Annotated in this window: 28 protein-coding genes and 1 other annotated feature (1 of these 29 cut by a window edge); all 28 genes read right to left on the bottom strand. The window is 37.6% G+C overall.

Annotated elements, in window-relative coordinates; translation table 11 throughout:
• Positions 1 to 92: a binding site (T-box leader), on the bottom strand; it reaches 132 nt to the left of the window's first position.
• Positions 93 to 108: 16 nt separating this feature from the next.
• Complete coding sequence (locus LMF32_RS10350; RefSeq protein WP_230524690.1) at positions 109 to 804, bottom strand: DivIVA domain-containing protein; 696 nt, start codon at positions 802 to 804, stop codon at positions 109 to 111.
• A gap of 34 nt (positions 805 to 838) precedes the next feature.
• The gene (locus LMF32_RS10345) at positions 839 to 1,621 is read right to left on the bottom strand and encodes an RNA-binding protein (protein ID WP_230524689.1); all 783 of its coding nucleotides are present in this window, start codon (positions 1,619 to 1,621) and stop codon (positions 839 to 841) included.
• Positions 1,622 to 1,634: 13 nt separating this feature from the next.
• Positions 1,635 to 1,925, bottom strand: a complete 291-nt coding sequence (locus LMF32_RS10340) for a YggT family protein (RefSeq protein ID WP_092479678.1) — start codon at positions 1,923 to 1,925, stop codon at positions 1,635 to 1,637.
• 20 nt (positions 1,926 to 1,945) lie between these two features.
• Positions 1,946 to 2,431 (bottom strand): cell division protein SepF, encoded by a 486-nt coding sequence (locus LMF32_RS10335; RefSeq protein WP_188203844.1) that lies wholly within the window; start codon positions 2,429 to 2,431, stop codon positions 1,946 to 1,948.
• A 23-nt stretch (positions 2,432 to 2,454) separates the two neighbouring features.
• Entirely contained in the window at positions 2,455 to 3,150 is a 696-nt protein-coding gene (locus LMF32_RS10330) for a YggS family pyridoxal phosphate-dependent enzyme (RefSeq protein WP_230524688.1), read from the bottom strand.
• A 3-nt stretch (positions 3,151 to 3,153) separates the two neighbouring features.
• A complete protein-coding gene (gene ftsZ, locus LMF32_RS10325; protein WP_230524687.1) occupies positions 3,154 to 4,413 on the bottom strand; it encodes a cell division protein FtsZ in 1,260 nt (419 codons plus the stop codon).
• Positions 4,414 to 4,454: 41 nt separating this feature from the next.
• Positions 4,455 to 5,783, bottom strand: coding sequence for a cell division protein FtsA (gene ftsA / locus LMF32_RS10320; RefSeq protein WP_230524686.1), 1,329 nt, complete (start codon positions 5,781 to 5,783; stop codon positions 4,455 to 4,457).
• A 181-nt stretch (positions 5,784 to 5,964) separates the two neighbouring features.
• Positions 5,965 to 6,723, bottom strand: coding sequence for an FtsQ-type POTRA domain-containing protein (locus LMF32_RS10315; RefSeq protein ID WP_242597372.1), 759 nt, complete (start codon positions 6,721 to 6,723; stop codon positions 5,965 to 5,967).
• 174 nt (positions 6,724 to 6,897) lie between these two features.
• Positions 6,898 to 7,986: an undecaprenyldiphospho-muramoylpentapeptide beta-N-acetylglucosaminyltransferase gene (gene murG / locus LMF32_RS10310; RefSeq protein ID WP_230524684.1), complete on the bottom strand. Its 1,089-nt coding sequence runs from the start codon at positions 7,984 to 7,986 to the stop codon at positions 6,898 to 6,900.
• A 26-nt stretch (positions 7,987 to 8,012) separates the two neighbouring features.
• Positions 8,013 to 9,392 (bottom strand): UDP-N-acetylmuramoyl-L-alanine--D-glutamate ligase, encoded by a 1,380-nt coding sequence (murD, locus tag LMF32_RS10305; RefSeq protein ID WP_230524683.1) that lies wholly within the window; start codon positions 9,390 to 9,392, stop codon positions 8,013 to 8,015.
• 27 nt (positions 9,393 to 9,419) lie between these two features.
• The gene (gene mraY, locus LMF32_RS10300; RefSeq protein WP_230524682.1) at positions 9,420 to 10,385 is read right to left on the bottom strand and encodes a phospho-N-acetylmuramoyl-pentapeptide-transferase; all 966 of its coding nucleotides are present in this window, start codon (positions 10,383 to 10,385) and stop codon (positions 9,420 to 9,422) included.
• Positions 10,386 to 10,477: 92 nt separating this feature from the next.
• Entirely contained in the window at positions 10,478 to 12,637 is a 2,160-nt protein-coding gene (locus LMF32_RS10295) for a penicillin-binding protein (RefSeq protein WP_230524681.1), read from the bottom strand.
• Positions 12,634 to 13,014, bottom strand: a complete 381-nt coding sequence (gene ftsL, locus LMF32_RS10290) for a cell division protein FtsL (RefSeq protein ID WP_092479688.1) — start codon at positions 13,012 to 13,014, stop codon at positions 12,634 to 12,636. The genes LMF32_RS10295 and ftsL overlap by 4 nt, the downstream gene beginning before the upstream one ends.
• 28 nt (positions 13,015 to 13,042) lie before the next feature.
• Complete coding sequence (rsmH, locus tag LMF32_RS10285; protein WP_092479689.1) at positions 13,043 to 14,005, bottom strand: 16S rRNA (cytosine(1402)-N(4))-methyltransferase RsmH; 963 nt, start codon at positions 14,003 to 14,005, stop codon at positions 13,043 to 13,045.
• Between the two features lie 28 nt (positions 14,006 to 14,033).
• Positions 14,034 to 14,465, bottom strand: coding sequence for a division/cell wall cluster transcriptional repressor MraZ (mraZ, locus tag LMF32_RS10280; protein WP_092479690.1), 432 nt, complete (start codon positions 14,463 to 14,465; stop codon positions 14,034 to 14,036).
• A 314-nt stretch (positions 14,466 to 14,779) separates the two neighbouring features.
• The gene (locus tag LMF32_RS10275; RefSeq protein WP_230524680.1) at positions 14,780 to 15,154 is read right to left on the bottom strand and encodes a DUF3397 domain-containing protein; all 375 of its coding nucleotides are present in this window, start codon (positions 15,152 to 15,154) and stop codon (positions 14,780 to 14,782) included.
• Positions 15,155 to 15,306: 152 nt separating this feature from the next.
• Positions 15,307 to 15,486, bottom strand: coding sequence for a 50S ribosomal protein L32 (rpmF, locus tag LMF32_RS10270; protein ID WP_092479692.1), 180 nt, complete (start codon positions 15,484 to 15,486; stop codon positions 15,307 to 15,309).
• Between the two features lie 51 nt (positions 15,487 to 15,537).
• Positions 15,538 to 16,113, bottom strand: coding sequence for a DUF177 domain-containing protein (locus LMF32_RS10265; RefSeq protein ID WP_223155920.1), 576 nt, complete (start codon positions 16,111 to 16,113; stop codon positions 15,538 to 15,540).
• Between the two features lie 106 nt (positions 16,114 to 16,219).
• Positions 16,220 to 17,431 (bottom strand): nucleotidyltransferase, encoded by a 1,212-nt coding sequence (locus LMF32_RS10260; protein WP_230524679.1) that lies wholly within the window; start codon positions 17,429 to 17,431, stop codon positions 16,220 to 16,222.
• Positions 17,432 to 17,488: 57 nt separating this feature from the next.
• Positions 17,489 to 18,226 (bottom strand): class I SAM-dependent methyltransferase, encoded by a 738-nt coding sequence (locus LMF32_RS10255; protein ID WP_092479694.1) that lies wholly within the window; start codon positions 18,224 to 18,226, stop codon positions 17,489 to 17,491.
• A 1-nt stretch (position 18,227) separates the two neighbouring features.
• Positions 18,228 to 18,584, bottom strand: a complete 357-nt coding sequence (rsfS, locus tag LMF32_RS10250) for a ribosome silencing factor (RefSeq protein WP_092479695.1) — start codon at positions 18,582 to 18,584, stop codon at positions 18,228 to 18,230.
• 10 nt (positions 18,585 to 18,594) lie between these two features.
• Positions 18,595 to 19,203: a bis(5'-nucleosyl)-tetraphosphatase (symmetrical) YqeK gene (gene yqeK / locus LMF32_RS10245; protein WP_230524678.1), complete on the bottom strand. Its 609-nt coding sequence runs from the start codon at positions 19,201 to 19,203 to the stop codon at positions 18,595 to 18,597.
• Entirely contained in the window at positions 19,193 to 19,837 is a 645-nt protein-coding gene (locus tag LMF32_RS10240; protein ID WP_347401917.1) for a nicotinate-nucleotide adenylyltransferase, read from the bottom strand. Before LMF32_RS10240 ends, yqeK begins: the two co-directional genes overlap by 11 nt.
• A gap of 36 nt (positions 19,838 to 19,873) precedes the next feature.
• Entirely contained in the window at positions 19,874 to 20,185 is a 312-nt protein-coding gene (yhbY, locus tag LMF32_RS10235; protein WP_092479698.1) for a ribosome assembly RNA-binding protein YhbY, read from the bottom strand.
• 31 nt (positions 20,186 to 20,216) lie between these two features.
• Positions 20,217 to 21,350 (bottom strand): ribosome biogenesis GTPase YqeH, encoded by a 1,134-nt coding sequence (gene yqeH / locus LMF32_RS10230; RefSeq protein WP_188203853.1) that lies wholly within the window; start codon positions 21,348 to 21,350, stop codon positions 20,217 to 20,219.
• Entirely contained in the window at positions 21,328 to 21,873 is a 546-nt protein-coding gene (locus LMF32_RS10225; RefSeq protein ID WP_092479700.1) for a YqeG family HAD IIIA-type phosphatase, read from the bottom strand. The genes yqeH and LMF32_RS10225 overlap by 23 nt, the downstream gene beginning before the upstream one ends.
• A 165-nt stretch (positions 21,874 to 22,038) precedes the next feature.
• Entirely contained in the window at positions 22,039 to 23,556 is a 1,518-nt protein-coding gene (locus LMF32_RS10220) for a UDP-N-acetylmuramoyl-L-alanyl-D-glutamate--2,6-diaminopimelate ligase (protein WP_230524677.1), read from the bottom strand.
• Positions 23,557 to 23,934: 378 nt separating this feature from the next.
• Entirely contained in the window at positions 23,935 to 24,168 is a 234-nt protein-coding gene (locus tag LMF32_RS10215) for a YkuJ family protein (RefSeq protein WP_092479702.1), read from the bottom strand.
• Between the last annotated feature and the right edge of the window lie 199 nt (positions 24,169 to 24,367).

Genomic DNA, 24,367 nt, shown 5'->3' with positions numbered 1-24,367 from the left:
TTACGACAGCAGGGACTTGTTAGACTTACACTATCTCTAACTCGCTGAAAAGTATACTTACTGTCGCTTTCTGTTCCAATCTTCGCTATTCATTATTCAATTGGTTGATTATAAAGGCATTTCTACAGCAGGCATGTTGCCTTCTTCGTAGTCCGCTTCATCTGTTTCAGACGAAGTTTTTTCTGAAACAGTCTCAGAATGAACTTCAATGGATTCCGTTCTTTCAGAATCATCATCTGTTATTATAGCTTTTTCGACATCTACTGGCAACCGTTTCTCATTAGTTTCTGTCTTTTTCAAAAATTCTTTAACCGTTGGAATTTCGATAACTTCTTCTACGTCACTTTTCAGCAGCTCATCCCATTCGTTGTTTTTTACCATTTCCAATTGAGATTCGATCATCAATTGAAGACGTTGCTTGAATACACGGCTTTGTTTTTTCAATTCTTCTGTTTCAGCAGTGATTCTACGAGCTTTTTCAACGGAGTCGTTCAATAAGCGATCTGCATTATTTTCAGCTTCTTGTATGATGATAGCTGCTTCTTTATCAGAGTTTTCTTTCAAACGGTCAGCAGCCTCTTGAGCAACAATAATGGATTTATTCAAAGATTCTTGAAGATTATTGTAATAAACCACTTTTTCTTCAGCAAATTTCAAGTTCTTTTCCAATTCTTTTTTGTCTTTTAAAATGGCTTCGTAATCCTTGATGATTTGATCTAAATAATCATTTACTTCATCTTGGTCGTAACCACGCATTTTGACCGGAAATTCTTTATTATGTATATCTAATGGTGTTAGTACCATTATTGACACCTCCAATAGTAAAGTTGTTAGTCTGTTATTTAAATAAAACGCCTAATTCAAGTTTCCATTTGTCTTTCTTGCTTTTTCCTTCAATTTCTTGTATTTGGAAACGTCCAAACCCGCGAACTGAAACAATATCTAATAAGTCCAACACAAAATCCGGACGTTGCATTTCAGTCCAATTGACCTTAATATGCCCTGATTCTATCATTTGTTTGGCACGTTGTCTAGAAATCTTGAAAACACTTGAAACAAGCACATCAATACGCATAGATGAAACGGTATCGTGGACGATCGTCCAACTATCTTTAGGAACGATCATATCGGTGTAGCGTCTTTCTTCTAACCGAACAGCGACTCTCCCAATTTTATCGATTTGAGAGACCACATAGTTCTCGATAGAGTCGTCAATAAAAAATTGCCATCTCTCTCCATCCGAAATAATATCTCCGAAATATTCCCTTTTCATACCGGTAGAAAGCAGAGTACCCAATATTTTCCCATGAGACATGGTGGCAAACTTCGCTGGGTACTTTACTTCATACAAGCGGATATTGAAATCTTCTTGTTTCGGTTCAAAGTAAGTCGGACAAATAAATGCTCGGTTTCTCTCAGAGGATTCGTATCCTCCAAAAGAATGCAACTTGATTTCACTGCTTTTACCGATGATCGTTTCCAATATATAGTATTGGCGAGGATCTAAAAAATTTGTCAGTACCGGTGTATATTGGTCCTCAACTTCTCTGACCCAATCCATTACCATATCAATAAAAGGTATTTCATCTTTTCGGAAATGCTGGTAAACATTTTCAATCATTGTGACCTACCCCTTATGAAAGTATTAATCGATAAATGAACACGAAGATACTATCTAAACCTGAACTTGCCAGATTCAATACAAATAACGCTACTATTCCAGATATACTGATCATACCGATTGGCGGAATGAATCTGCGGAATATTTCCAAATAAGGTTCGCAAATTCGAGCCAACAACTGCCCAAAAGTAGATTGATAAGCATTCGGAAACCAAGACATCAGTATATAAATAATCAGTAATACGGAATAAATTTCTAGAGCAGCAGATAATACATCATGAAGTACAAATAGTAAGTTTAACACTGAATGGTATTTCCTCTCTTTTAGTAAATCTCAAGATCATCAAAGGTGTTGGTTTGTTCTAACACACCATCGATTTCAACATTTTTTGGTGTGCAAAGAAAAATTTCATTTCCAACACGTTGCATGTCTCCTTCAATGGCATAGATACTTCCCATCAAAAAATCCACTATTTTTTTGGCTTCGCTTTTTTCAATACGGCTAAAGTTCAAAATAACAGATTGATTCGCCAACAGTAAATCTGCAATATCTTTTACTTCCGAGTAGACTCTTGGTTCAACTACGATGATTTTTCCTTGTTGTTGAACTTGGCTCAAAGCAACTACATTATTGTTTTTCTTAACTTCTCTTCGTGTATTCATCGCCGGATTACTTCCTTGTCTGTTTGGAAACTGAGGTTTTTGTTTATTTTTCATCTCATTATTTTCTTGTGCATTGTTTTCGACTTGAAAAGTTTCTTCTTCATCACCCAGCCCAAAAAAATCATTTAATCGGTTTATCATTCCCATTGTAAACCCTCCTCATTCAAAAATTAATCTTCGTCAACAGTAGTATTTTTGAAAAAAGCTGACCCAATACGGACAAAATTAGAACCTTCTTCTATAGCGATTGGATAGTCTTGACTCATCCCCATACTTAATTCCGTACAAGGAGCGTAGGACAACCCAAGCAATTGAACTTCGTCTCGCAATTGTTTTAACTCACTAAATGTTTTTCGAATAGTTTGTGTATCAGCATTTTTAGGAGCCATCGTCATCAAACCAATAACCGTTATTTTTTCAAATTGTGCCAAAGAACGAATGAAATCCATCACTTCATCAGGAGAAAAACCACTTTTAGAGTCTTCTCCAGCTACATTCACTTGTACGAAACAAGAAACAGGCTTTTCAGCTCGTTTTTCGATTTCTTTCGCCAAAGACATACGATCTAAAGAATGTAAATAATCAATACGATTGATAACTTTTTTTACTTTTCTAGTCTGAAGTGATCCAATATAATGCCAGACAATACTGTCATCTTGTAAAGCTTCTTGTTTCTCGATCAAACCTTCTGGTCTATTTTCTCCCAAATCTTTGTAACCTAATGATACTACCTCTTTAGCCTGTTCAATGGATACATATTTTGTTACGACTACAACACGAAGACCAACTCTATCACGTTGAGCTTCTCTAAGTGATTTTTCTAGTTGATCTTCTATGCTGTGAACATTTTGTTCAATGGTGTTCATTTTTTACTTCCGTCTTCTTCTGAAGAAAGGAGGTGTATCTAAGCTGTCTTGAGGCATTTCTTTTTTCTCTTCTGGCGCTGTCTCTCGGTTTGATGAATTGAAATCATGATTATCCTCTTCATTGAAAGAAGCTGACTCTTCTGTTTGTACTGTACGGCTGCGTGTATTCGGTTCGCGACGGATATCCCAATCAGCAAACGGATCTTTTTCTCTTGTTTCTCGGTTTGAGTCATTTGTTTGTTGTCCGCGATTTGAAGACGGTTGAACACGATTGCGTGTATTTTGAGCTAACCGTTTGTCTGATTCCGTTGTATCGATTCCTGTAGCGATAACCGTTACGATAACTTCGTCTCCTAATTCTTCATTGATTGAAGTACCAAAGATGATGTTCACTTCAGTAGTAGATGCAGCTGAAACAATGTCGGAAGCATCTTGCGCTTCAAATAATGTTAAATCTGATCCTCCTGTAATGTTCAACAATACTGATTCTGCTCCATCAATAGAAACTTCTAATAATGGTGAAGAGATAGCTTTCTTAGTTGCTTCCACAGTGCGGTTTTCTCCGCTTGCTGTACCGATACCCATTAAAGCAGATCCTTGATTTTCCATTACAGTTTTAACATCCGCAAAGTCCAAGTTTACGTATCCAGGAGAAGTAATTAAATCAGAGATTCCTTGTACTCCTTGACGCAATACATTATCTGCTTCACGGAATGCTTCCAACATAGGAGTCTTTTTGTCTACGATTTCTAACAAACGGTTGTTTGAAATCGTTACTAATGTATCTACGTATTCTTTCATTTTAGCTAAACCTTCAGCAGCGAAACGGCCACGTTTTGGTCCTTCAAATGAAAATGGACGTGTGATCACTCCAACAGTCAATGCACCTTGTTCTTTAGCAATTCGAGCAACGATAGGCGCAGCACCTGTACCAGTACCTCCACCCATTCCAGCAGTAACAAAGATCATATCTGCTCCTTTTAGGGATTCAGCAATTTGTTCTGCACTTTCTTCAGCAGCTTTATGGCCAATATCTGGATTCGCACCAGCACCTAAACCACGTGTCAATTTAGGTCCAAGTTGAATTTTTGTTTCAGCATTTGAATTTGCCAAAGCTTGTAAATCTGTGTTGGCTACAATAAATTCCACGCCTTTTACGTTATCCATGATCATACGGTTTACTGCGTTGTTACCTGCTCCACCTACACCAATTACTTTAATGACAGCTCCACTTACTGGTGCTGTATCGAATTCTAAGTCCATCTTGTTTCCTCCTACTATCTGACTGGTTTCATTTTTTTAGTTTAATCAAAGAAGTTGTTGAACATTTTTTTCATTTTTGAAAACATGCTTTCTTCTTGGTTCTTTTGCTTTTTAACTACTTGTTTCTTTTCAACATATTCCCCTGCATCTTCTTCTGCATACATTGGAACAACTGTCTGTTCTTGTGAAAAAGAAGGTTCTTGATTGAATCCTGTTGCAGTTTGGTTGGCAATCTTTTGAATATCATTTAGTTTTGCTTGATATTCGATCAACCCAATACCGGTTGTAAAGGAAGGATATCTGATTCCCATATGATCTGGAATGTATAATTTTACATTTACTTCAAATATCTCTTTTGCCAATTCTACCATACCTGGTATAGAAGATGCTCCTCCAGTTAAAACGATACCCCCAGGCAGCTCTCTAGCTCTGACTGAGTCCAACTCTTCCTTTATAGTCTCAAATATTTGGACCAGACGAGCTTCTATAATCTCAGATAAATACAGTTCATTAACTTTGACTGGCTCAGTTTTACCGACCACTTCGACCGGGAAGACCTCGTCCTCTGAAGCTTCAAGCGAAGTGGCATAACCAAAGTCACGTTTTATTTTTTCCGCATTTTCTAAGCTTGTATTCAGTACAATGGAGATATCTTTTGTAACGTATTCCCCACCTTCAGGATCGACAAATGAAAACTTCAATTGATTGTCGTGAATAACTGAAGCAGCAGTTTGGCCGCCTCCCATGTCAATCAATATCGTTCCAAAATCTCTTTCTCCGCTTGACATGCTTACTTTACTGGCTGCCAAAGGCTGAAGAACAATGTTTTCAATGTTTAATCCCGCTTTTTCCACACAACGTTTAATGTTATGTACAATGGTTTTAGGTCCAGTGATCATTGTGGCATGCATTTCAAGTCTGACACCGATCATTCCCCTAGGATCTTTTATACCATCAAATCCATCCACGATAAATTCTTCTGGAATAATAGCCAATATCTCACGTTCTGGAGGAACGGATTTGACCATTGCTGCGCTGATCGTATTTCGTACATCTTCGTCTGTAATTTCTTTATTTTCACCTGATACTGCAATCATTCCATGACAGGTTTCAATTTCTGTAGATGTACTTTGAGTTCCTACGACAACGTTGCGAATATCAACATTAGCTTTTTTTTCTGCTTGTTTAATCGCTTTCTTCACAGATTCCACAGTTTTGTCGATATCCACTATGATACCTCTGCTTAGACCTTCAGATTTTTCATTTCCAACTCCAATAATATTCATTTGTCCATTAATATACTCGGCTACAACAACCTTTATTGAAGTGGTTCCAATATCTAAACTAACATACATCTCAGAATTCCTCATACATTGAAACCTCCTAGCTTTAAATTTCAACTTTTATCTATTTTTAATGATGATTTATACAAAATCAATTCTACCATACTTTACGCTATTTTTTGAAGCTATTCCTTTAGTTTACTGATTATTTTGAAAAAAATCTTGATTTAATTTTTTAAGAGTCTAAGAATTCCATTTGATACTTATCTCATTCTTCGACCACTTCCTCAGTTTCTTGAGAAACCTCAGCATCTTCTTCTGCAGACTCTTCTTTTGAATCAAATGTATCAGATTCAAAAGGTGTGAAATAGCCCCCAACTTCAAGATTGAACAGACCATTTTGGTCTCCAACTTTTTGCACCATATCTGGATAATAATTCATTTTCTCAGCAAAGCTGGGCAGTGTAGCTACTACCTGGTTTCCATCATTCATATAAATTTTGATTAAATATTCATCTGTTTCTGTCGGAGTATGTTCAATCTCAGAGATACCGTTTTGTACACTGGTATTCAGCAATTTATATTGCTCGATCAATATATCCAATGCTTTACCTTCTGAAAAATCTTTGAAGATGGGATTATTGCCCATTGAGACTTTCTTGCTTTCATTTACAATCTTTCCGTTTTCCAATATCGGGAAATAATCATCTTTTATATGAGAATAGGCGATCATTTTGTATTCTTCTACTGTAACCACGATATTGTTCCACCCTTGACGTTTTACATCAGCTGATTTTACTTGAGGAATATCCAACACAGCTTTTTCTGTTTCTTCATCATTCCATAAAGTAGTCCACAAAGGCATTCCAGATGACAGTTGACTAGAGTCGATCACTTGTTGATCAGTCACGTTTTTACTTCCATCCACCGAAATTGTGCCTACTTTACTTAACGGAGAAATGAAATATACGACAATTAAGATTGCACATGAAAACAGCAAAAGTAACGGAATCAAACGTCGATACATTTTACTTCGGCGCTGTTTTTTCAACTTGGGTAGATTCTCTTCCAAACTGCGCGCAGAATTAGAAGATTTTCTTGCATTGTTCAAGGAGGATTCTCCAGGAAAATTGCTATTCATTTTGGGTTTATTTCTTTTGAATGAATTCATCTTGGTTCATCCTCCTTCCAATGGATTTGATTAGATAATATCTTTGATCACTTGAATCAATCGGTCTGCAGCATCTGGAACTCCGATTTTTTCAGCTTGTCGAGACATTTCTATTCTTTTTTCTGGATCACTCATCAATTCATCGATCGTTTGAATGAATGTTTCTGTAGTCAAATCTTTTTCAGCGATCATTTTAGCCGCATCATGCTTTACTAAACTGTTCGCATTGCTCGTTTGATGATCGTTAGTCACGATTGGACTTGGGATTAAGATACTAGGAAGCCCCAGTGCAGTAACTTCTGCTAGTGTCGTTGCGCCACTTCTAGAAACTACTACTGAAACATTGGCAAATATTTCTGGCATATTAGGGATATAAGGAACAATTGAAATGTTTTCAGTCGCTTCTCCAATTTGTTCGACTATTGTATCGTAGTGGACTTCTCCAGACGCAAATAATACTTGATAGTCTTTCTTGGAAAAAGCAGGTATTGCTTCAACAAAAGACGTATTGATCGCTTTTGCTCCTCTACTGCCTCCAAAAATCAGTACAGTTGGAACTCCAGGTTTAAGATTGTATTCTTTCAAAGCATCAGACGGCTGAATACCAGCCACTTCTTGAGCTCTAGGATTACCTGTATAAACTACTTTAGAAGAATTTTTACCAAACTCTGACTGTGCTTCTTCAAAACAAGTGGCGATTTTGTCCACGTAGCGAGCTAAGAATTTGTTCGTTACACCAGCTATACTGTTTTGTTCATGGATGATTGTAGGAATCTCTAGTTTCGCTGCTGCGTACACTACTGGACCACACACATATCCTCCAGTACCAATCACTACATCAGGTGCAAATTCTTTAACGATTTTTCTAGATTTAAAAACTCCTTGTAAAAACAGTTGAACAGTTTTTAGATTATCTAAGGACAAAGAACGCTTGAAACCCTCTACTTTAATAGCTTTAAAAGGGACACCAGCATTTGGCACGATCGTACTCTCCAATCCGCGCTCCGTTCCAACATATAAAAACTCTGTAGTGGGATCGATACTCTTTAATCTTCTCATTAAGGCTAAAGCAGGATAAATGTGGCCTCCTGTTCCTCCGCCTGATAATAGTACTTTCATGTAAATGTAAGACCTGTATAAAAGGTCTATTCCCCCTCTTCTATATTGGCAATCAGTTGTTCAATGGCGTCGATAAACGCATCTCCCCGCACTTCAAAACTGCGGTATTGATTCCAACTAGCACATGCTGGCGATAAGAGAACAACATCTCCTTCTTCACTCATGTCATAAGCGACTGGTACTGATGCTTCAACGTTTTGAACGGTTACAATCGATGGTACACCAGCTTCTTCTCCAGCTTGAGTCAACTTAGCAGCCGTTTCACCATATACGATCATCCCTTTGACTTGTTTGAGATGCGGTACCAAATCATCAAAATCATTTCCACGATCTAATCCACCAGCTACCAAAATTACTGGCTGCGTAAATCCATTTAGAGCATTAATAGTTGCTAATGTATTCGTTGCTTTTGAATCGTTATAGAATTTTCTGCCTTTATAGTCTTTAACAAATTGAGTCCGATGTTTTACGCCGGCAAATGACGCTAACACTTCTTTGATGACAGGCGTTTCTTGTCCCATCAATTTAGCAACTGCAATAGCTGCCATGGCATTTTCCAGATTGTGTTCTCCCGGAACTAAGATATCTTTTTTATTCATGATTGGTTCATTTAAATAGTAAATGGTCTCTCCACTAAGGAATACGCCGTTTTCTACCATTTCTTGTCTCGAGAAAGGAATAACAGTAGCTTTGCTGGCAAGTGCCAATTCTCTCAACTCCGGTTGATCCCAATTCACGACTAGATAATCTTCTTCGGTTTGATTTTTTGTGATTTGCATTTTAGCTGCCACATATTCTTCTCTCGTTCCATGATAATCCAAGTGAGCTGAATAAATATTGGTGATTACCGCTATATGCGGTTTAAATGTCGTTGTACCTAACAATTGAAAACTGGATAATTCCATAATAATAGCATCTTCATCGGCTACATCTTGAACCACTAAACTTGCAGGAGTTCCTATATTCCCTGCCACGTAGGCTTTCCCACGCTGTTGTTTGCTGTTTAACAAATCAGCGATCATCGTCGTTGTGGTTGTTTTTCCATTCGTTCCTGTGATTCCGACAATAGGACATTGCGCCACTTCATAGGCCAATTGAACTTCTGTCAATACCGGAATGCCTTTTTCCATTGCTTTAGCAACGATTGGGTTATTGTACATAATTCCAGGATTTTTCACTACAAATTCAAAGTCTTCATCTAATAATTCGACTGGATGCCCTCCTGTTACTACTCGCATCCCATCTTCTAAAAGTTCTTGTGCTTCAGCATTGTCTTCAAAACTTTTGTAGTCATTAACAGTGACCAATGCACCTAATTTATGCAAAAGTTTTGCAGCATTCACACCACTTAATGCTAAACCTAGTACTAATACTTTTTTATTTTTATATGTCGTTACATTTTTCACCCAAAATCCTCCATTGCTGTTTAATTGTTAAAGTACGATCCATAAAGCAATTAGGGCCATTAGTAAACCAATCGTCCAAAAAGTAATGACGATTCTCCATTCGCTCCAGCCGCTCATTTCAAAATGGTGGTGAATAGGCGCCATTTTAAATACACGTTTATTTCTTAACTTAACCGATCCCACTTGTAAAATGACCGATAAGGTTTCTACGATAAAAATCAGACCGATTAACAATAATGTCCATTCTTGATGCAGCAATACAGATACAGCAGCAAGTCCGCCACCAAGTGCTAATGAACCTACATCACCCATAAATATTTTCGCAGGTTTTTTGTTGAACCCTAAAAATCCTATTAAACCACCGATTACAGCTAAACAAAAGATCAATACATCTATTTGTTCTTGGTGGAAAGCTATTATTGCATATGCTGAATACGCTATGATACTTGTTCCAGTAGCCAGCCCATCTAATCCATCTGTCAAATTGACTGCATTTGAAAATCCAACCAACCAAAAAATGATCACTAATCCATAAAACCAGCCTAAATTCACATCAGCTAATCCAAACAAATTCAAATCGCTAGGCAATCCTTGCATTCGGTAAACAATGTAGAATAAAGCTCCGCCTACTACTTGTCCGATGAATTTTTGCTTTGACGTAAGACCTAAGTTTCGTTTTTTGATTAATTTAATGTAATCATCTAAAAATCCTAATAATCCATATAACATCAGAATAAATACCAACAAACCTAAACTGACCGTAAACACATTCTGCCAGATGGCTGTCCAAATAATCGTTACACTGGCAGAAATCAAAAAGGCGACTCCTCCCATTGTTGGAGTTCCTGTTTTTACTTCATGCCATGTTGGACCTTCTTCTCTAGTTGTCTGTCCTAATTGTTTTGTTCTAAAATACCCTATAATAAAAGGCATTAAAATAATTGTTATTGCAAAACTGCTTACTGCTGAAATCAGCATTTCTTCCCACTGCATATGATCGCTCCTAGTTTTTCTTTTTAACAGATTGCCTTTTTCCTGCTGCGAAGTCAAGACCTGTTTCCTTTGCAACTAAAATCTCTTTACGATTAAGGAGATTCAAGTTTGATTTCAATTAGACTTTCTTCTGTCAAAAGAGCATTAGGTTCTAAACTTTGCTGCGTAACGTAACCATCACCATCAAAGGTAAATTCTATCCCTGTGATTTCAGAAACCTTCAACACATCGTTTTTCGACCATCCCATCATATCAGGCATAGTCATTGCTCCATTTGTCATCAGAATGACTCGTTGTTCATCAATGATCACTTCATCAGTCAATGGCAATTGCTGTACTATTGTATCACCATTTCCAACGACGGTCACGTTCAAACCCATTTCTTCTAATTTTGTTAACACGTCATTTTTAGGCTCGCTGGTTACTTTAGGCATCTTGATTTGATTGTCTAATGCTTCTTGAGCAGTATCATTCAAATGCAAGTATTCCAATCCTCTCTTCATCACTGGATTAAAAATTGAAGCTAAAACATCAGAAGGAGCAACCGTATAATCAGTGATTGTAGGACGTTCCATTGTGATATACAACACTAATTCAGGATCATCAGCTGGTGCCATTCCAACTACTGAATATAAGAAATTGTGCCCCCCACTGAAATAGCTCTTCGTTTTAGGGTTGTAGATTTGAGCAGTCCCGGTTTTAGCTGCAATCTCATATCCATCGATTGCATACTTCTTCCCCGTCCCATTTTCGTTATACACAACTTCTTTTAAGTATTCCAGCGTTTGTTGTGCAGTTTCTTCTGAAACAGGTGTCCCAACTACTTCTGGTTCCACAATGGTTTCTTCATTTGTATTAGGATCTACATACTTATCAATAAATTGGGGCTTCATCATTTGTCCGCCGTTTGCGATAGCACTGAAGGCTTGCATCATTTGCAACGGTGTAACGGTCAATCCTTGTCCAAAAGCCGTATTTGCTTGATCAATAGCTCTTTCATAATTATTTGAACCCTTATTTTCATGAGGCAATCCTGAATTGGTCGATTTTCCTATCCCAAATGCATCCATGTATTCTTTCCAGACATCTGCCCCCATTTTTTCGACGATTTTTACAAACGCGACGTTACTGGAGCGAGCCAGTCCTTCTAAATAAGTGATCGTCCCCCATCCTGTACGATTGACATCTCGAATAGGTACACCAGATACTTTGATCATACCGGACTCATAATAAGCTTTGGGCTCAAAAGCATTTTCATTAATGGCTGAAGCCAACGTCAACGCTTTTAATGTAGACCCTGGTTCATAGGTGTATTCGGTTAGTAAGTTCATCCATAAATCACTGATACCTTCTTTTGTTGTTCCATTAAAAGAAGGTCGCTGAGAAGTCGCTATGATTTTACCTGTTTTCGGGTCCATCAGCGTTGCTGTCAAAGCCACTGGATTGTATTTTTCATCTACTTCCGTCATCAAACTTTCTAACAGTACCTGCATACGTTTGTCTAGCGTCAGATAAATGTCAACCCCATCAACTGGATCAATCACCTCAGCGTCTTCATTAGGCAATGCGTAGCCGAAACTATCTTTTTGATATTTTAATTTTCCATCCGTTCCAGTCAATTGGTCATTGTAAGCTTGTTCGATCCCCATAATGCCGACCATTTCTTCATCGACTTTTACTTCGCCTTCTTTAGTCGTCGGAAGCTGTGCTACACCAACTAAATGAGAAGAGAATATTCCATTGGGATACAACCGAGTAGGCATCTCCTTGAAAAAGATACCTGACAAATCATGTTTTTCGATGTCGCTTTTGATTTCGTAGGATAAGTTTTTTCCTGCTGTCCCAAATTCAACTTGGCTCAAATCTTGACTCAACTTCTTGAAAATTTCTTCTTCACTCATCGAAATGTATTGGGCTAGGATCTCAGCTGTTTTCTGCTTATTGGTCACGTGTTGAGGATTTTTCTTATTATTCGACCACTCATCTGTCAGTACAGCATATAATGAATAAGAAGTAGCATCCATAGCGACCGGATTCCCCCCTACATCATAGATGGTACCACGGTTAGCTTCAAGGACACTACTTCTTGTATATAGATTATTCACATTGGTCTCTAAATTTTCCCCGTTAACTTCCCCTTTGACCATTATATATGAGAATCGTCCAGCAAATATGACAAATGCTAAGATAGATCCAAAAAATAAGAAAATGGCAATTAATTTTCTATTTGTTAAGGGACTTCTTTTTTTCATTTCGTAACATTCCTAACATTTTCTTCATTCATTTCCAACCCGTGAGCTTTAGCAATTTCATACACTCGATCGTAACGTGACAATTCTTGTACTTCTTGCTCTAAATTAGTATTCATAACCGCAACTTCTTCAATAGCTCGATTTGTATCTTGCACTTCTCTGTTCGCAGTAGCAACCATGATTTCCAACGACACACAGGCTACTCCTAAAGCAAAGATGATCATACTAGCCACAACTAATAATACCTTTTCAACTTTTAAATGACGCTGTTGTTTTGGCTCAGGAGTCTGAATAGGTTGTTGTTTAGGTTGGACTTGCGGTGCTGTTTGAGGCATTACGCTATGTAAATCCCTTGCTAAATTATTTTCTGCTGCCATACAATAACTTCCTTTCCCATCTAAGTAATTAGTTGCTTTCTGTTTTAACTTGTTTCTCTGCGATTCTTAATTTTGCACTTCTAGCTCGGTTATTTTGTTCCAGTTCTTCTTCACTAGGTAATATAGGCTTACGTGTAATGATTTTCAGTTCCGCCATATATTCTGTCGGCAACACCGGCAATCCGGGCGGCAATTGAGGTCCTCTGGCACGGTCTTTATATATGGACTGGACAATTCTGTCTTCTAGAGAGTGGAAAGTGATTACGCTGATTCTTCCATTCACATTTAATAGATCAATAGCTTTTTCTAAAGACTCTTCCACAGCATCTAATTCATCATTTACAGCTATTCTGATCGCTTGGAACGTTCTTTTGGCTGGATGACCGCCTTTTCTGCGAGCAGGTGCTGGAATAGCTTCTTTGATCAACTCAACTAATTCGCCAGTTGTTTCAATTGGAGCTGTCTCTCTGGCTTTTTCGATTTTGCGTGCGATTTGTTTAGAGAATTTTTCTTCTCCGTAACGGTAAAAGATTTTGACTAATTTCTCGTAAGGCCAGTCGTTAACTACTTCTTTTGCAGTTAACGGAGATTGGGTATCCATTCTCATATCTAAAGGTGCATCTTGATGATAGCTGAAACCTCGTTCGGCTTGATCCAACTGCGGAGAAGACACTCCTAAATCGTATAAAATCCCATCCACCGAATGAACACCAAGAGCATTCAATTCTTCTGTGATGTAACGGAAATTCGACTTGATAAACGTTACCATTCCTTTTTCTACATAATGGCTCAACTTTTCTTTTGCATTGGCAATGGCTGTTTCATCTTGATCGAAAGCATATAAATGCCCTTTTTCATTTAATTGAGAGAGCAGGTATTCACTGTGTCCAGCTCCTCCAAGGGTACAATCGACATATGTTCCTTCAGGAGAAATGGACAATCCATCTACCGTCTCGTGTAGTAAGACTGTTTCGTGTTTAAATTCTGGCATCTATATCTCCCTTTCAATTTCTTATCGGTTAAAATCCGAAATCGATCATACTTTCAGCAATGTCTTCGTAGGATTCTTCTGCTTCAACAGCATACTGGCTCCATCTTTCATTGCTCCAAATTTCGATCCGTTCCGATACTCCTATAACGTGACATTCTTTGTCTAATTTTGCGTATTGTCTTAAGTTTTGAGGAATGTTGATTCTGCCTTGCTTATCCAACTCACATTCTGTGGCGGCGGAATAAAAGAAACGCGTAAATTGACGTGCATCTTTTTTAGCAAGCGGTAATTGTTTTAGTTTTTCTTCTAGTTCAGACCATTCTTCTTGCGGGTAACCAAATAAACAGCCATCAAGCCCACGAGTAATAATAAATCTCTCGCCTAAGTCATCTCTGAATTTAGCTGGCATGATCAACCGGCCTTTTGCATCAATATTGTGCTGATATTCACCGATAAGCATGTACTTTGGTCACCCCTATCATCCCTATTTAAATTCAGTCTACCACAATCCCCCACTTTCCACCACCACATTCCGAAATTTTTGTGATTTTTTTTCATATCTCATAAACCGTTGTCATTACTGGCGTGGCAACACTTAAAAATTAAAATGTTCCTACATTTCATTTGTAACAAACTGATTACTTTTTCTAATTATTTTCCTTTTGGTCTATAGAGCAATTTTCTTGAAAATAAGTCTATAATTTGGGGTGCTTTTTCCGTTTCTAGGATACAAAAAAAGAACGATGAGATTTTATTCTCATCGTTCTTCGCTTTCTAAACACCTATGATAATGCTTGTAGCTGCTAATCCATAATATGTAATGATGGAACTAATAAAAACAAAGCGCCACCAGCTCTTAAAAAACTTCCCATATAGAATCTCGCCTTTTTTCACAGCTAAATACAAGAGCAAGACTATTGCTAAGGAAAAAATAAAGATTAAAAAGTATGGGAAAACAGTCAATCCAAGTGTCAGCATACTTAATATATGAATACCTACTATTAAGTAAGGAACAAGCAAGTCTGCCAGCTTGAGAGTCAGACGTTGTCTTCGAAAATGTCGATTGATTTTTTTATTGAATAATAGGAATAAAAGAATCGGTACTAAAAATAACACGATTCGCATAACAAATACTGAATCCAACACCATTTACTTGCCCTCCATCTATGAATAAGTTATCCAAATTGTACACTATTTTCATCTTTATTACTCTAACAAATTAGTTGAAACTTGGCAAAAAAAATAATCCTGAGAAAATCTCAAGATTATTTTTATCTTAAGAGCGCAATAACAGAAAGTTATTATGCTTCTTTAGATGATACCTCTTTTCCATCATAGAAACCGCATGATGCACATACGTGATGGCTTTTTTTCAATTCACCACAATTAGGGCAAGCGTTCATACCTGGAACTTCTAATTTAAAGTGAGTACGACGTCTGTTTTTCTTAGCTTTTGATGTTCTTCTTGCTGGTACTGCCATTCTATACACCTCCTTAAACAATTGTTTCATTTTTAACTAACATGAAACAAGTTAGTCTTCATCTGGATTACTATTAGATTCATCATCTTTAAAAAAATCTTTCAGATTCGCAAAACGCGAATCAATAGCGTCTTCAGATTTTTTTTCTTTTGAATAGTAATCTTCTTCTGAAATTACTTTCCAACTATTTCCACTTGGCATATCTTCTGCTTCTTTTTCTTCTTCAGTAAATACTTGAAGAGGAAGATTAAGCAAAATCGTATCCTCGATACTTTCTGCTAAATCGATCCAGTCATGTTCTAAATAAATCACAACTTCATCTTCTCTAGCAGCAGTTTCATTAGATGCTGATTTTGGAATATACACTTCATTTATCACAAATTCCATTGGAAATAATACAGGTTTTAGTGATCTTGCAGAAGGAAGTGTTAATTGTAATGAAACATTCATATGAAGAATCAATTCATCATCATTAACAGTTAAGATTCCATCCAAATGAATCGGTGAAACGTCTAATATTTCACTTTCTCTTTTTAACAAGGATTCTTTTAAATCCACCTCATCATTAAAGACAAAAGGTTCATTTAGATATCGTTTTAATTCGTTTAGTGACCACTTCATTTTCATTTCTCTTCACTCCTAAAGCAACAAAATTTATTATACTAGTGATAAAAACCTTTGTCAAGATATTTTACCTTACACCTCTAAGTTCTTTTTGATTGATTTCATGCGTTTATGCTTCCACTTTTCGCAAAGGCAAACGATGAAAATCTTGTTCTTTCGTTACTTCTCCAGTTGCTAGTTGATAAATTTTTCCTGCTTGAATATCTATTTCCCACAAATCCTTATTCTTTTGATGCAAACGACTAATAATCGGAATCGAAACACTCTTTTTGGTCTGGCTTAAATATTGCTGACCAGCGGCGGAAAAACCCAAAACTCGAATCGCTTTTGGTCCATCTAGAGCTTCGTCTGCAATATCTTTTGTGAATTGCAGCAAGACATAAGTGAACAACCGCTGCAACCGAACCCATGTGTAGCGTTTGGTTTTCACCAATTCTACAAAATGCTCAAAATTCTCGGCTTGTGTGACGAACTCTTTCAATCGGTATTCAATACCCTCGTTCATTTGATACGTTTGTCTCAATTGTTCTTCTGATTGGACGATCAGTTGGTACTTTAAAAAGGGCCAAAAGGCATTCCAGTCGACAAGCTGACTATCTACCAATATGTTGAACACTTTAGCTGGAACTGCCGCTTTGAGTGCTTGTTTATCAACATTGGATATCTGACCGGAAATCTGTTGTTCGAGAAGCTGTTTTCGAATCGCTGTAGCACTTTGAAAAGACGTTTTTTGGAGCTTTTTCTCATGGTAACCTGCTCCGAGACGTTGGATAGGTTCCAATAACATAGGATGACGATATCGGCTGTTTTCTTTGGCATAAGCCAACCCTAAGATAGTGTTGGGCAACTGCAAGTCAAGGCTGTGTTTTGATAAGACAGACTCTGCTGCTTGCTGCATCTGCTCTGAATAAGTGCCGCCGTTATTTTTGAACTGCTGAAATGCTGCTTCGATTTGTTCTTCATTTTTGAGCCAATCAGCTGCAAATTGTTGAAATTCTTCTGCTGTTCCGCTTTCTGTACCAAAAGACAACACATCACATCTCATTTCTTGCAGCAGGGCTACTCCACCTTTAGCAAAATAATCTGCCGGCTGCACACTAAACGCTACAGGCAGCTCAATCACAATATCTGCTCCTGAGGCCAAAGCCATTTCTGCTCGCTTCCATTTATCCACTATGGCGGGTTCACCCCGTTGCAAGAAATTACCGCTCATTACAACAATCATGACGTCAGCGGAAGTTTTTTTCTTCGCTTCTTCTATCTGATATTGATGTCCTTTATGGAAGGGATTGTATTCTGCAATAATGCCGCAACTCTTCACTAGATCGTCTGCCTTTCTAAACTGTCGTCTTCTATCTTATTTCTAAAGCTCTGTTGATTATTTTTTATGACAAACAAAAAACCATCGTGTGCTCTCTTCTGTTATCTCTTCTTCTCCATACTCAGCCGATACTTCTATAGAAGCAAATCCAGCTTTCTTCAACATATCAACGTAAGTCTGTAGTTGATATGTCCGCTCTTTATGAGTTTCATCGAATCGTTCGTATAAATCTATCTCATCTTGATAAACGAAAAAAGTTAAATCGTGTTCAATGGAATGCGGATACTCTCCCGCAAAACTTTTCCATAGAAAACTCACTTCTTCTGTTTGATCATTGAAGGTATAGCCAGGAAAGATTTCATCTATTTGATAAACAGAGTGGACATCAAATAGAAACACCCCATCTTCCGTCAAATGTTGATAAACTTGATTAAAAGCAGTCTGAACAGATTCTTCATCAGGCAAATAACAAATCGAATCACAATAACACGTAACGGCATCAAATTGCTCCAAAGCTGTTAAATCGGTCATGTCTCCTTGCACGAATGGAATAACTGTTCCAGCTTCTTTTGAGCGTTTTTCAGCTATTTCCAACATCTGCGCAGACAAATCCAACCCTGTAACTTTTAACCCCTCTTGCTGCATCTTAATGGCCAAATGACCTGCTCCACAAGCTAGGTCTAGTACATTTTGATGATGTTCGACAAGATTTTTCTTCGTGAATAAGACCCACTGATCATACAATTCTTCATCCATCAAATCATCATACACTTGGGCAAAAATGTTGTAACTCATGTTACATCATTCCAGAAATATCAACTAGTGGTGCGTCACTCCATAATTTTTCCAAGTTGTAGAATGAACGTTCTGTGTAATGGAATACGTGAACGACAACATCTCCTAAATCGATCAAAATCCATTTAGCAGAGTCTTTTCCTTCTACGTGTTTCACTGTGTATCCAGCTTTTTCTACACTGTCTACGATTCCTTCAGCAATAGCTGCAACTTGTCTATCATTATTTCCGTGCATCACTACAAAATAATCGGCTAAAAGAGAGATTCCTGCAACGTCCATCGCCATAATATCTTCAGCTCTTTTATCGTCACCCGCTTTAACTACTGTTTTTAATAATTCCATATTTGTTTCAATCATGTTTTTCCTCCTATTTGTCAGCTACCCATCTATTGTAAGTAGCTACGGCTCTTGGGTAAATCTTTTTCTTTGTTTGAATCAAATGAGCTAACGTCTGCTGCGTTCCGAATGATACCGCTGCTTCTAGGTCTTCGTCAGCCAAGCGGCGAGCTTCTTCCACACCTGGAAACTGTCTTCCAGCTTCGATATAATCAGCTACATAAATCACTTGCTCTAGTAAAGACATTTCACTTCTGCCAACCGTATGGTAACGAATAGCGTTTAAGATATCCTCATCAAAAAGATGATACTCTCTTTTTACGATTTCCGCTGCGCAAGGTCCATGCCAAATGTTGCTGCCATAATCTATCATTTCGCTGGGCAATCCAGTTTCTTTGATCAACTCTTTCATCTCTTGGTCAGGTTTTTCTTTTGCCATGTCATGGCATAGTGCTGCAATACTAGCTGCTTCTATGGATGCTCCATATTGTTCAGCTAATCGGACTGCTGCTGCTTCTACTCCCAACACATGCTTAAAGCGTTTAGCACTCATTTGAACCCTTGCTTGTCCCTTCAATTCTTCACGGGTCAGAGCGAAGTAGCGGTTTGAATAGATCAGCTCATCAACCTCAATTTTCATCTCTATACAACCCTTCTTGTTGAATATAGTCTAAAACTGCTGCCGGCACTAAGTAGTTAACTGTACAGCCTCTGGCAATGTTTTTTCTAACTGAAGTAGAACTCACTTCTATTTCCGGAACATCTACCCATATCAAAGGATATTGAGTATCGATCACGTATCCTGGACGTTTTACTCCTACAAACTGAACCAGCTGCATCAATTCGTCAATCTTGTACCATTTAGGTAAATAGTTGACCATATCTGCTCCAATAATAAAATAATACTCTGTATCAGGATGACGTTGAATCAATTCCAACATCGTATCGTAAGTGTAGCTTTTTCCGCCACGCTCAACCTCAATCGTTTCAATATCAAATTGAGGATTGTCTGAGATAGCTCGTTTCACCATATTTACCCTGTGTTTGGCGTCGATGGTTGTTTTAGCATCCACATGAGGAGGATTAGCAGTCGGCATAAAGTAGACTTTATCCAACCCTAATTGCTGGCATACTTGATCTGCAACAACCAAATGTGCCAGATGTGGAGGATTGAATGTTCCTCCAAGAATACCCACTCTTTTCTTTGTTTCCGTTTCAGTTAATACTTCACTTAAAACTTGAGTTTGTTTCCCAGAAAAAAATGACTCTCTCACACAACTTCCACTCCTTCTTACTGTAAACTCTAAAGATTATTTTTTAGGGATATCTAATGAGATCTTGCGGTATTTCTCTTGTGAAGATGGTTTAAACAACACGATCACACGACCGATTTTTTGGATGACTTCGCAGTGGACTGCTTGTTCGATTGCTTCTGCAACTTCAGAAACGTCTTCATCTGCATTTTGCAATAACGAGACTTTGATCAATTCTCTTTTTTCCAAAGCTTCCCCGATCTGTACTAACATTTCTGGATTCATCCCATTTTTACCTACTTGAAAAATAGGGTTCAAATGATGTGCTTTGCTTCTTAAAAAACTTTTTTGCTTACCTGATAAGTTCATAGTAACTCTCCATTTCTATACTCGATTGACATTAAATAATTGACTTTCTGATTAAAACATCGATGCCTTTAGGCGCCCATCCGGCTACCACTACACCCGGCTTGGCTACAGTGATCCATCCTAAACCGGCAAAAACAATGTCTGACTTTTCTTTGATTGAGAACTCAAAACGAACCAGCTCAGGAAAAGCATCTTTTTCTTCCATGCGCGGCGGCTGCAATAAAGCTCCTTTTTGTTTTGCATACAATTCATCCGCTTTTTCCAATTTTGTTCGATGAATAGTTAAATCATTTGAGACGTAACAAGTAAATGAACTTCTTTCACCTTTGATGAAATCAAAACGAGCTACTCCACCAAAAAACAAGGTTTGTGCTTCGTTCAATTGATAGACTTTCGGTTTGATTTCTTTTTTAGGTGCGATCAATCGCAAGTCTTTCGCTCCTAATACGTGAGCCATTTGGTGACGGTGGATGATTCCCGGTGTATCAATCAAAGCTTTGCCGTTATCTAAAGGAATCTCGATTTGATCTAATGTAGTACCTGGAAACTGAGAAACAGTGATCAAATCTTGTACCCCTGCCGAACTCTTGATAATTTGATTGATGATACTTGATTTCCCAACATTGGTCACACCGACTACATAAACATCTTTTCCATTACGGTATTTTTCAATAGCTTCTTTCAACTCATCTATTTCGTTAGTTTTCATCGCACTAGTCAAGACTACATCTACTGGACGTAAACCAATTTCATGCGCTCTTTCACGCAACCACTGAGTCAAACGGCCTCTTTTTTGCGACTTAGGCAATAGATCCACTTTATTCCCCACAAGCAATACAGGGTTTTTCCCAACGAATCGATGCAGCCCCGGAATGACGCTTCCATTAAAATCGAATACATCTACTACGTTTACAATCAAGGCATCTTTAGAGCCGATTTCGTTTAGTAATTTTAAGAAATCGTCATCTGTCAAATGAACGTCTTGTATTTCATTGTAATGACGCAATCTGAAACAACGTTGACAGTAAACTTCTCCCGTTTCTAAACCTTTCTCTAAAGCTGCTGCAGGTGTATATCCAGGTTTAGTTTTGTCTGTTGTCTGTAATATTGCACCACAGCCAATACAACGAATCTCTTCTTCGTTATTTAACTCTGTCTTTGTCATGTATTGATGTCCTCCATCTCATATCTGGGTCTTTCTTGATCAAATAATTCATAATGTGCAATTCAAAAAAGCGATTGATGCGCGTATTCCATGCATCAGAGTTTAGAATGGGTTTGACAAGCACATTACGGATACCGGCGATATTCGCTCCCCAAATATCTGTCATGATTTGATCTCCTACCATTAAAATCTGTTCCTTAGGCAATTTCAGCCCCTCAGCAGCTTCATTAAACCCTTTTGATAAAGGCTTCATAGCGCGAGGAACATAGCGTACACCCAATAATTCTGCTACACGTTTGACACGTTCATCACTATTGTTCGACAGAATAATGATTGGTATATCTACTTCCTTCATCACTTGAATCCAAGCAATCAATTCTTCCGTACCATTTGGATTGTTCCAAGCGATCAGTGTGTTGTCCAAATCTGTCAAAACGGCTTTTATATTGTGCTCTCTCAACTGCTCCGGAGTGATCTGATAGATTGCTTCTACCATCCAGGTAGGTTTAAATATATTTAACATAACATCTCCCTACTCATTAAAATGGGAGCACTGTATTGAGTACTCCCATAGTATTCTATGTTTTTATTATACGCGAAAAGCTGAGAATATCAATTTTCTCTAGACATCTTCTTCCTTCCAATAAGCATCAATCTATTCGTAGGAAGAAAGGCCATCTCAGTTTGTTTAACGCTCTTTATTGTATCTTTCTAAACTTTTGATCACGTGGAAAGTATCACCTTCGTAATCTACATACCCATTCCCGACACGTTGATTCGTTTCTGCGCCTTTACCTACGACTGCTACAACTGTAGGTCCATCAATATGACTCATAGCTTTCTGAATAGCTTCAGCCCGATCTTCAACGATTTCATAACAACCATTCTCAGCAATTACAGCTTCAGCGACCTGCTCACATATCTCAATAAGTGGTTCATTAGCAGGATCGTCTTCAGTAATATAAACTTTATCTGAAAACTTACCGGCTACTTCTCCCATCTCTTTTCGTCGGTTGTAAGCTTTACCTCCAGGACACCCAAATACTGAAATCAGTTTGTGGTGCGGATATTCTTGTTTCAATGAATCAAACAATACCTCAAAGCTCAATCGATTGTGGGCATAATCTACTATCCCAACCAAATTTTTATCTTGGCTGGTGTACAACTCCATGCGTCCTTTAGCTCGTGCCTTTAGCAATCCTGACTTAATGTATTCTATAGGAATTCCTAAGACATACATTGCCGCAATAGCTGCCAATGCGTTCTCCACATTAAATAGTCCTGCGATTCCTAAAGAAACTTTTTCAGTATATGTCGGCGTGCGAACATCAAATGTGATGTGATTATGCTCTTTTTGTACATTAAAACCGTAAATATCTGCTTTTTCATTTCGCTGACTGAACGTGATCACATTACTAGCTTGGCGAGAAGCTTTTTCGATTCGTTCAAAATAATCCGTATCTAAATTTAAACAAACCGTCTCAGATTGTTTAAATAATAATAATTTTGAATTTAGATAGTCATCCATATCACTGTGTTCCACTGGACTTAAGTGGTCCTCAGAAATATTTAAAAATATACCGATTTTAAACATTAACCCTTTAGTACGATCGTATTTTAGCGCTTGACTGGAGACTTCCATCTCAAAAAACTCGACTCCAGAATCTACAGCTGTTCTGAAGTTTTGTTTCAATACCATGGCTTCGGGAGTCGTCATGCGTGAAGGTGCTTTTGTGACTCCATCGTAATTTTCAACAGACGAAAAGTAACCAGATGTTCTTTTTTGGTTAGCTACTAAATAGTCATCTAAAATAGAGCGCATAAAATTTGTAGTGGTTGTTTTTCCTTTTGTTCCTGTTACCCCTATCAGCGTCAACTGCTCTTCAGGAAAGTCATAGAAAAGAGAACTTAACACCGCCATAGCTTCGCGTATCTCTTTTACTAATATAACCGGTACTTCTATACCGTAGTCTACTTCACTGACATAAGCCACAGCACCATAAGATACGGCTTGTTTTAAATATTCTATTTTAAACGTAGCACCCTTACAGATAAACAAAGAAGGTTCACTAACTTCTCGTGAATCGTATGTCATTTGTAAAACAGCGCTGTTAGCAATAGCAGAATCTCGAACAACCGTTGTATTGACTAAAATATCTTGTTCAACTAATTGATCAATATAGTCTTGTACTTTTAAAGTTCTCATGTTTCCATATCTCCCTTTATTCAGCTAATGGCTGATTTTAGTACATCAATCGAATCTTTTTCATACCAAAACCTCATCAGCATCTCCTACCTGTTTCAATGTTCCATTAAAATGATAGATATCTACTTCTTCTAATCTTTAGACATATTAAGTCTAACAAACTTCTCCTTATTATAACAAAATATTTTACTATTTACTTGAAAATTAGTTAAGGATTTCTTTTCAGGCTTATTTTGCTTTTTAGCCTGTCAATATGTCAGAGCATGCTGAACTGCCCTTTTAAACACCGAGCGGATGTCCGAAAGGGATTTTCCATTATTTTAGACAAAATAAAACAACCGACACAGAAATACCACTATTTCTGCATCGGTTGATTGCTTAATCTTGAAGTAGTTCAAATATTTCTATGGCTACAATATCAATATCATCAAATTGATAAACTTGACCAGTGGCTATTTCTTCTAGTTCATAAACTCCTGATTTACCATCATAATTGATCAGACAACGTTCAGCGCCTTCTTTTTCAAAGCGACGGACTTGTACTTCTCCATCTGATCCTTCTTGCATAGCTTCTAATCTGCGTATAATGGCAGTTAATTGTGAAGACTTCATGGTTCGTGCCCCTTTCAAACTTGACTCAGTACTATTCTAACAGATTTCAATGTAAATAACACTATACTCACTTCTGTTTTGCAAAAAAAAATCCAGCACTTTGGCTTATTCCTATAAACAAGGCTTTTTTACTTTACTGACAAATCCTTCTTTTCTTTAATTATGATAAAAAAATGATATCTTTCAGTAAAAAAGTTGA

Origin of the sequence: Desemzia sp. C1, assembly GCF_020882875.1 — a bacterium.
GTDB classification, from domain to species: Bacteria; Bacillota; Bacilli; order Lactobacillales; family Carnobacteriaceae; genus Desemzia; species Desemzia incerta.
Note: the sequence above shows the minus strand (reverse complement) of the source record. Positions and strands in the feature narration are given on the sequence as shown.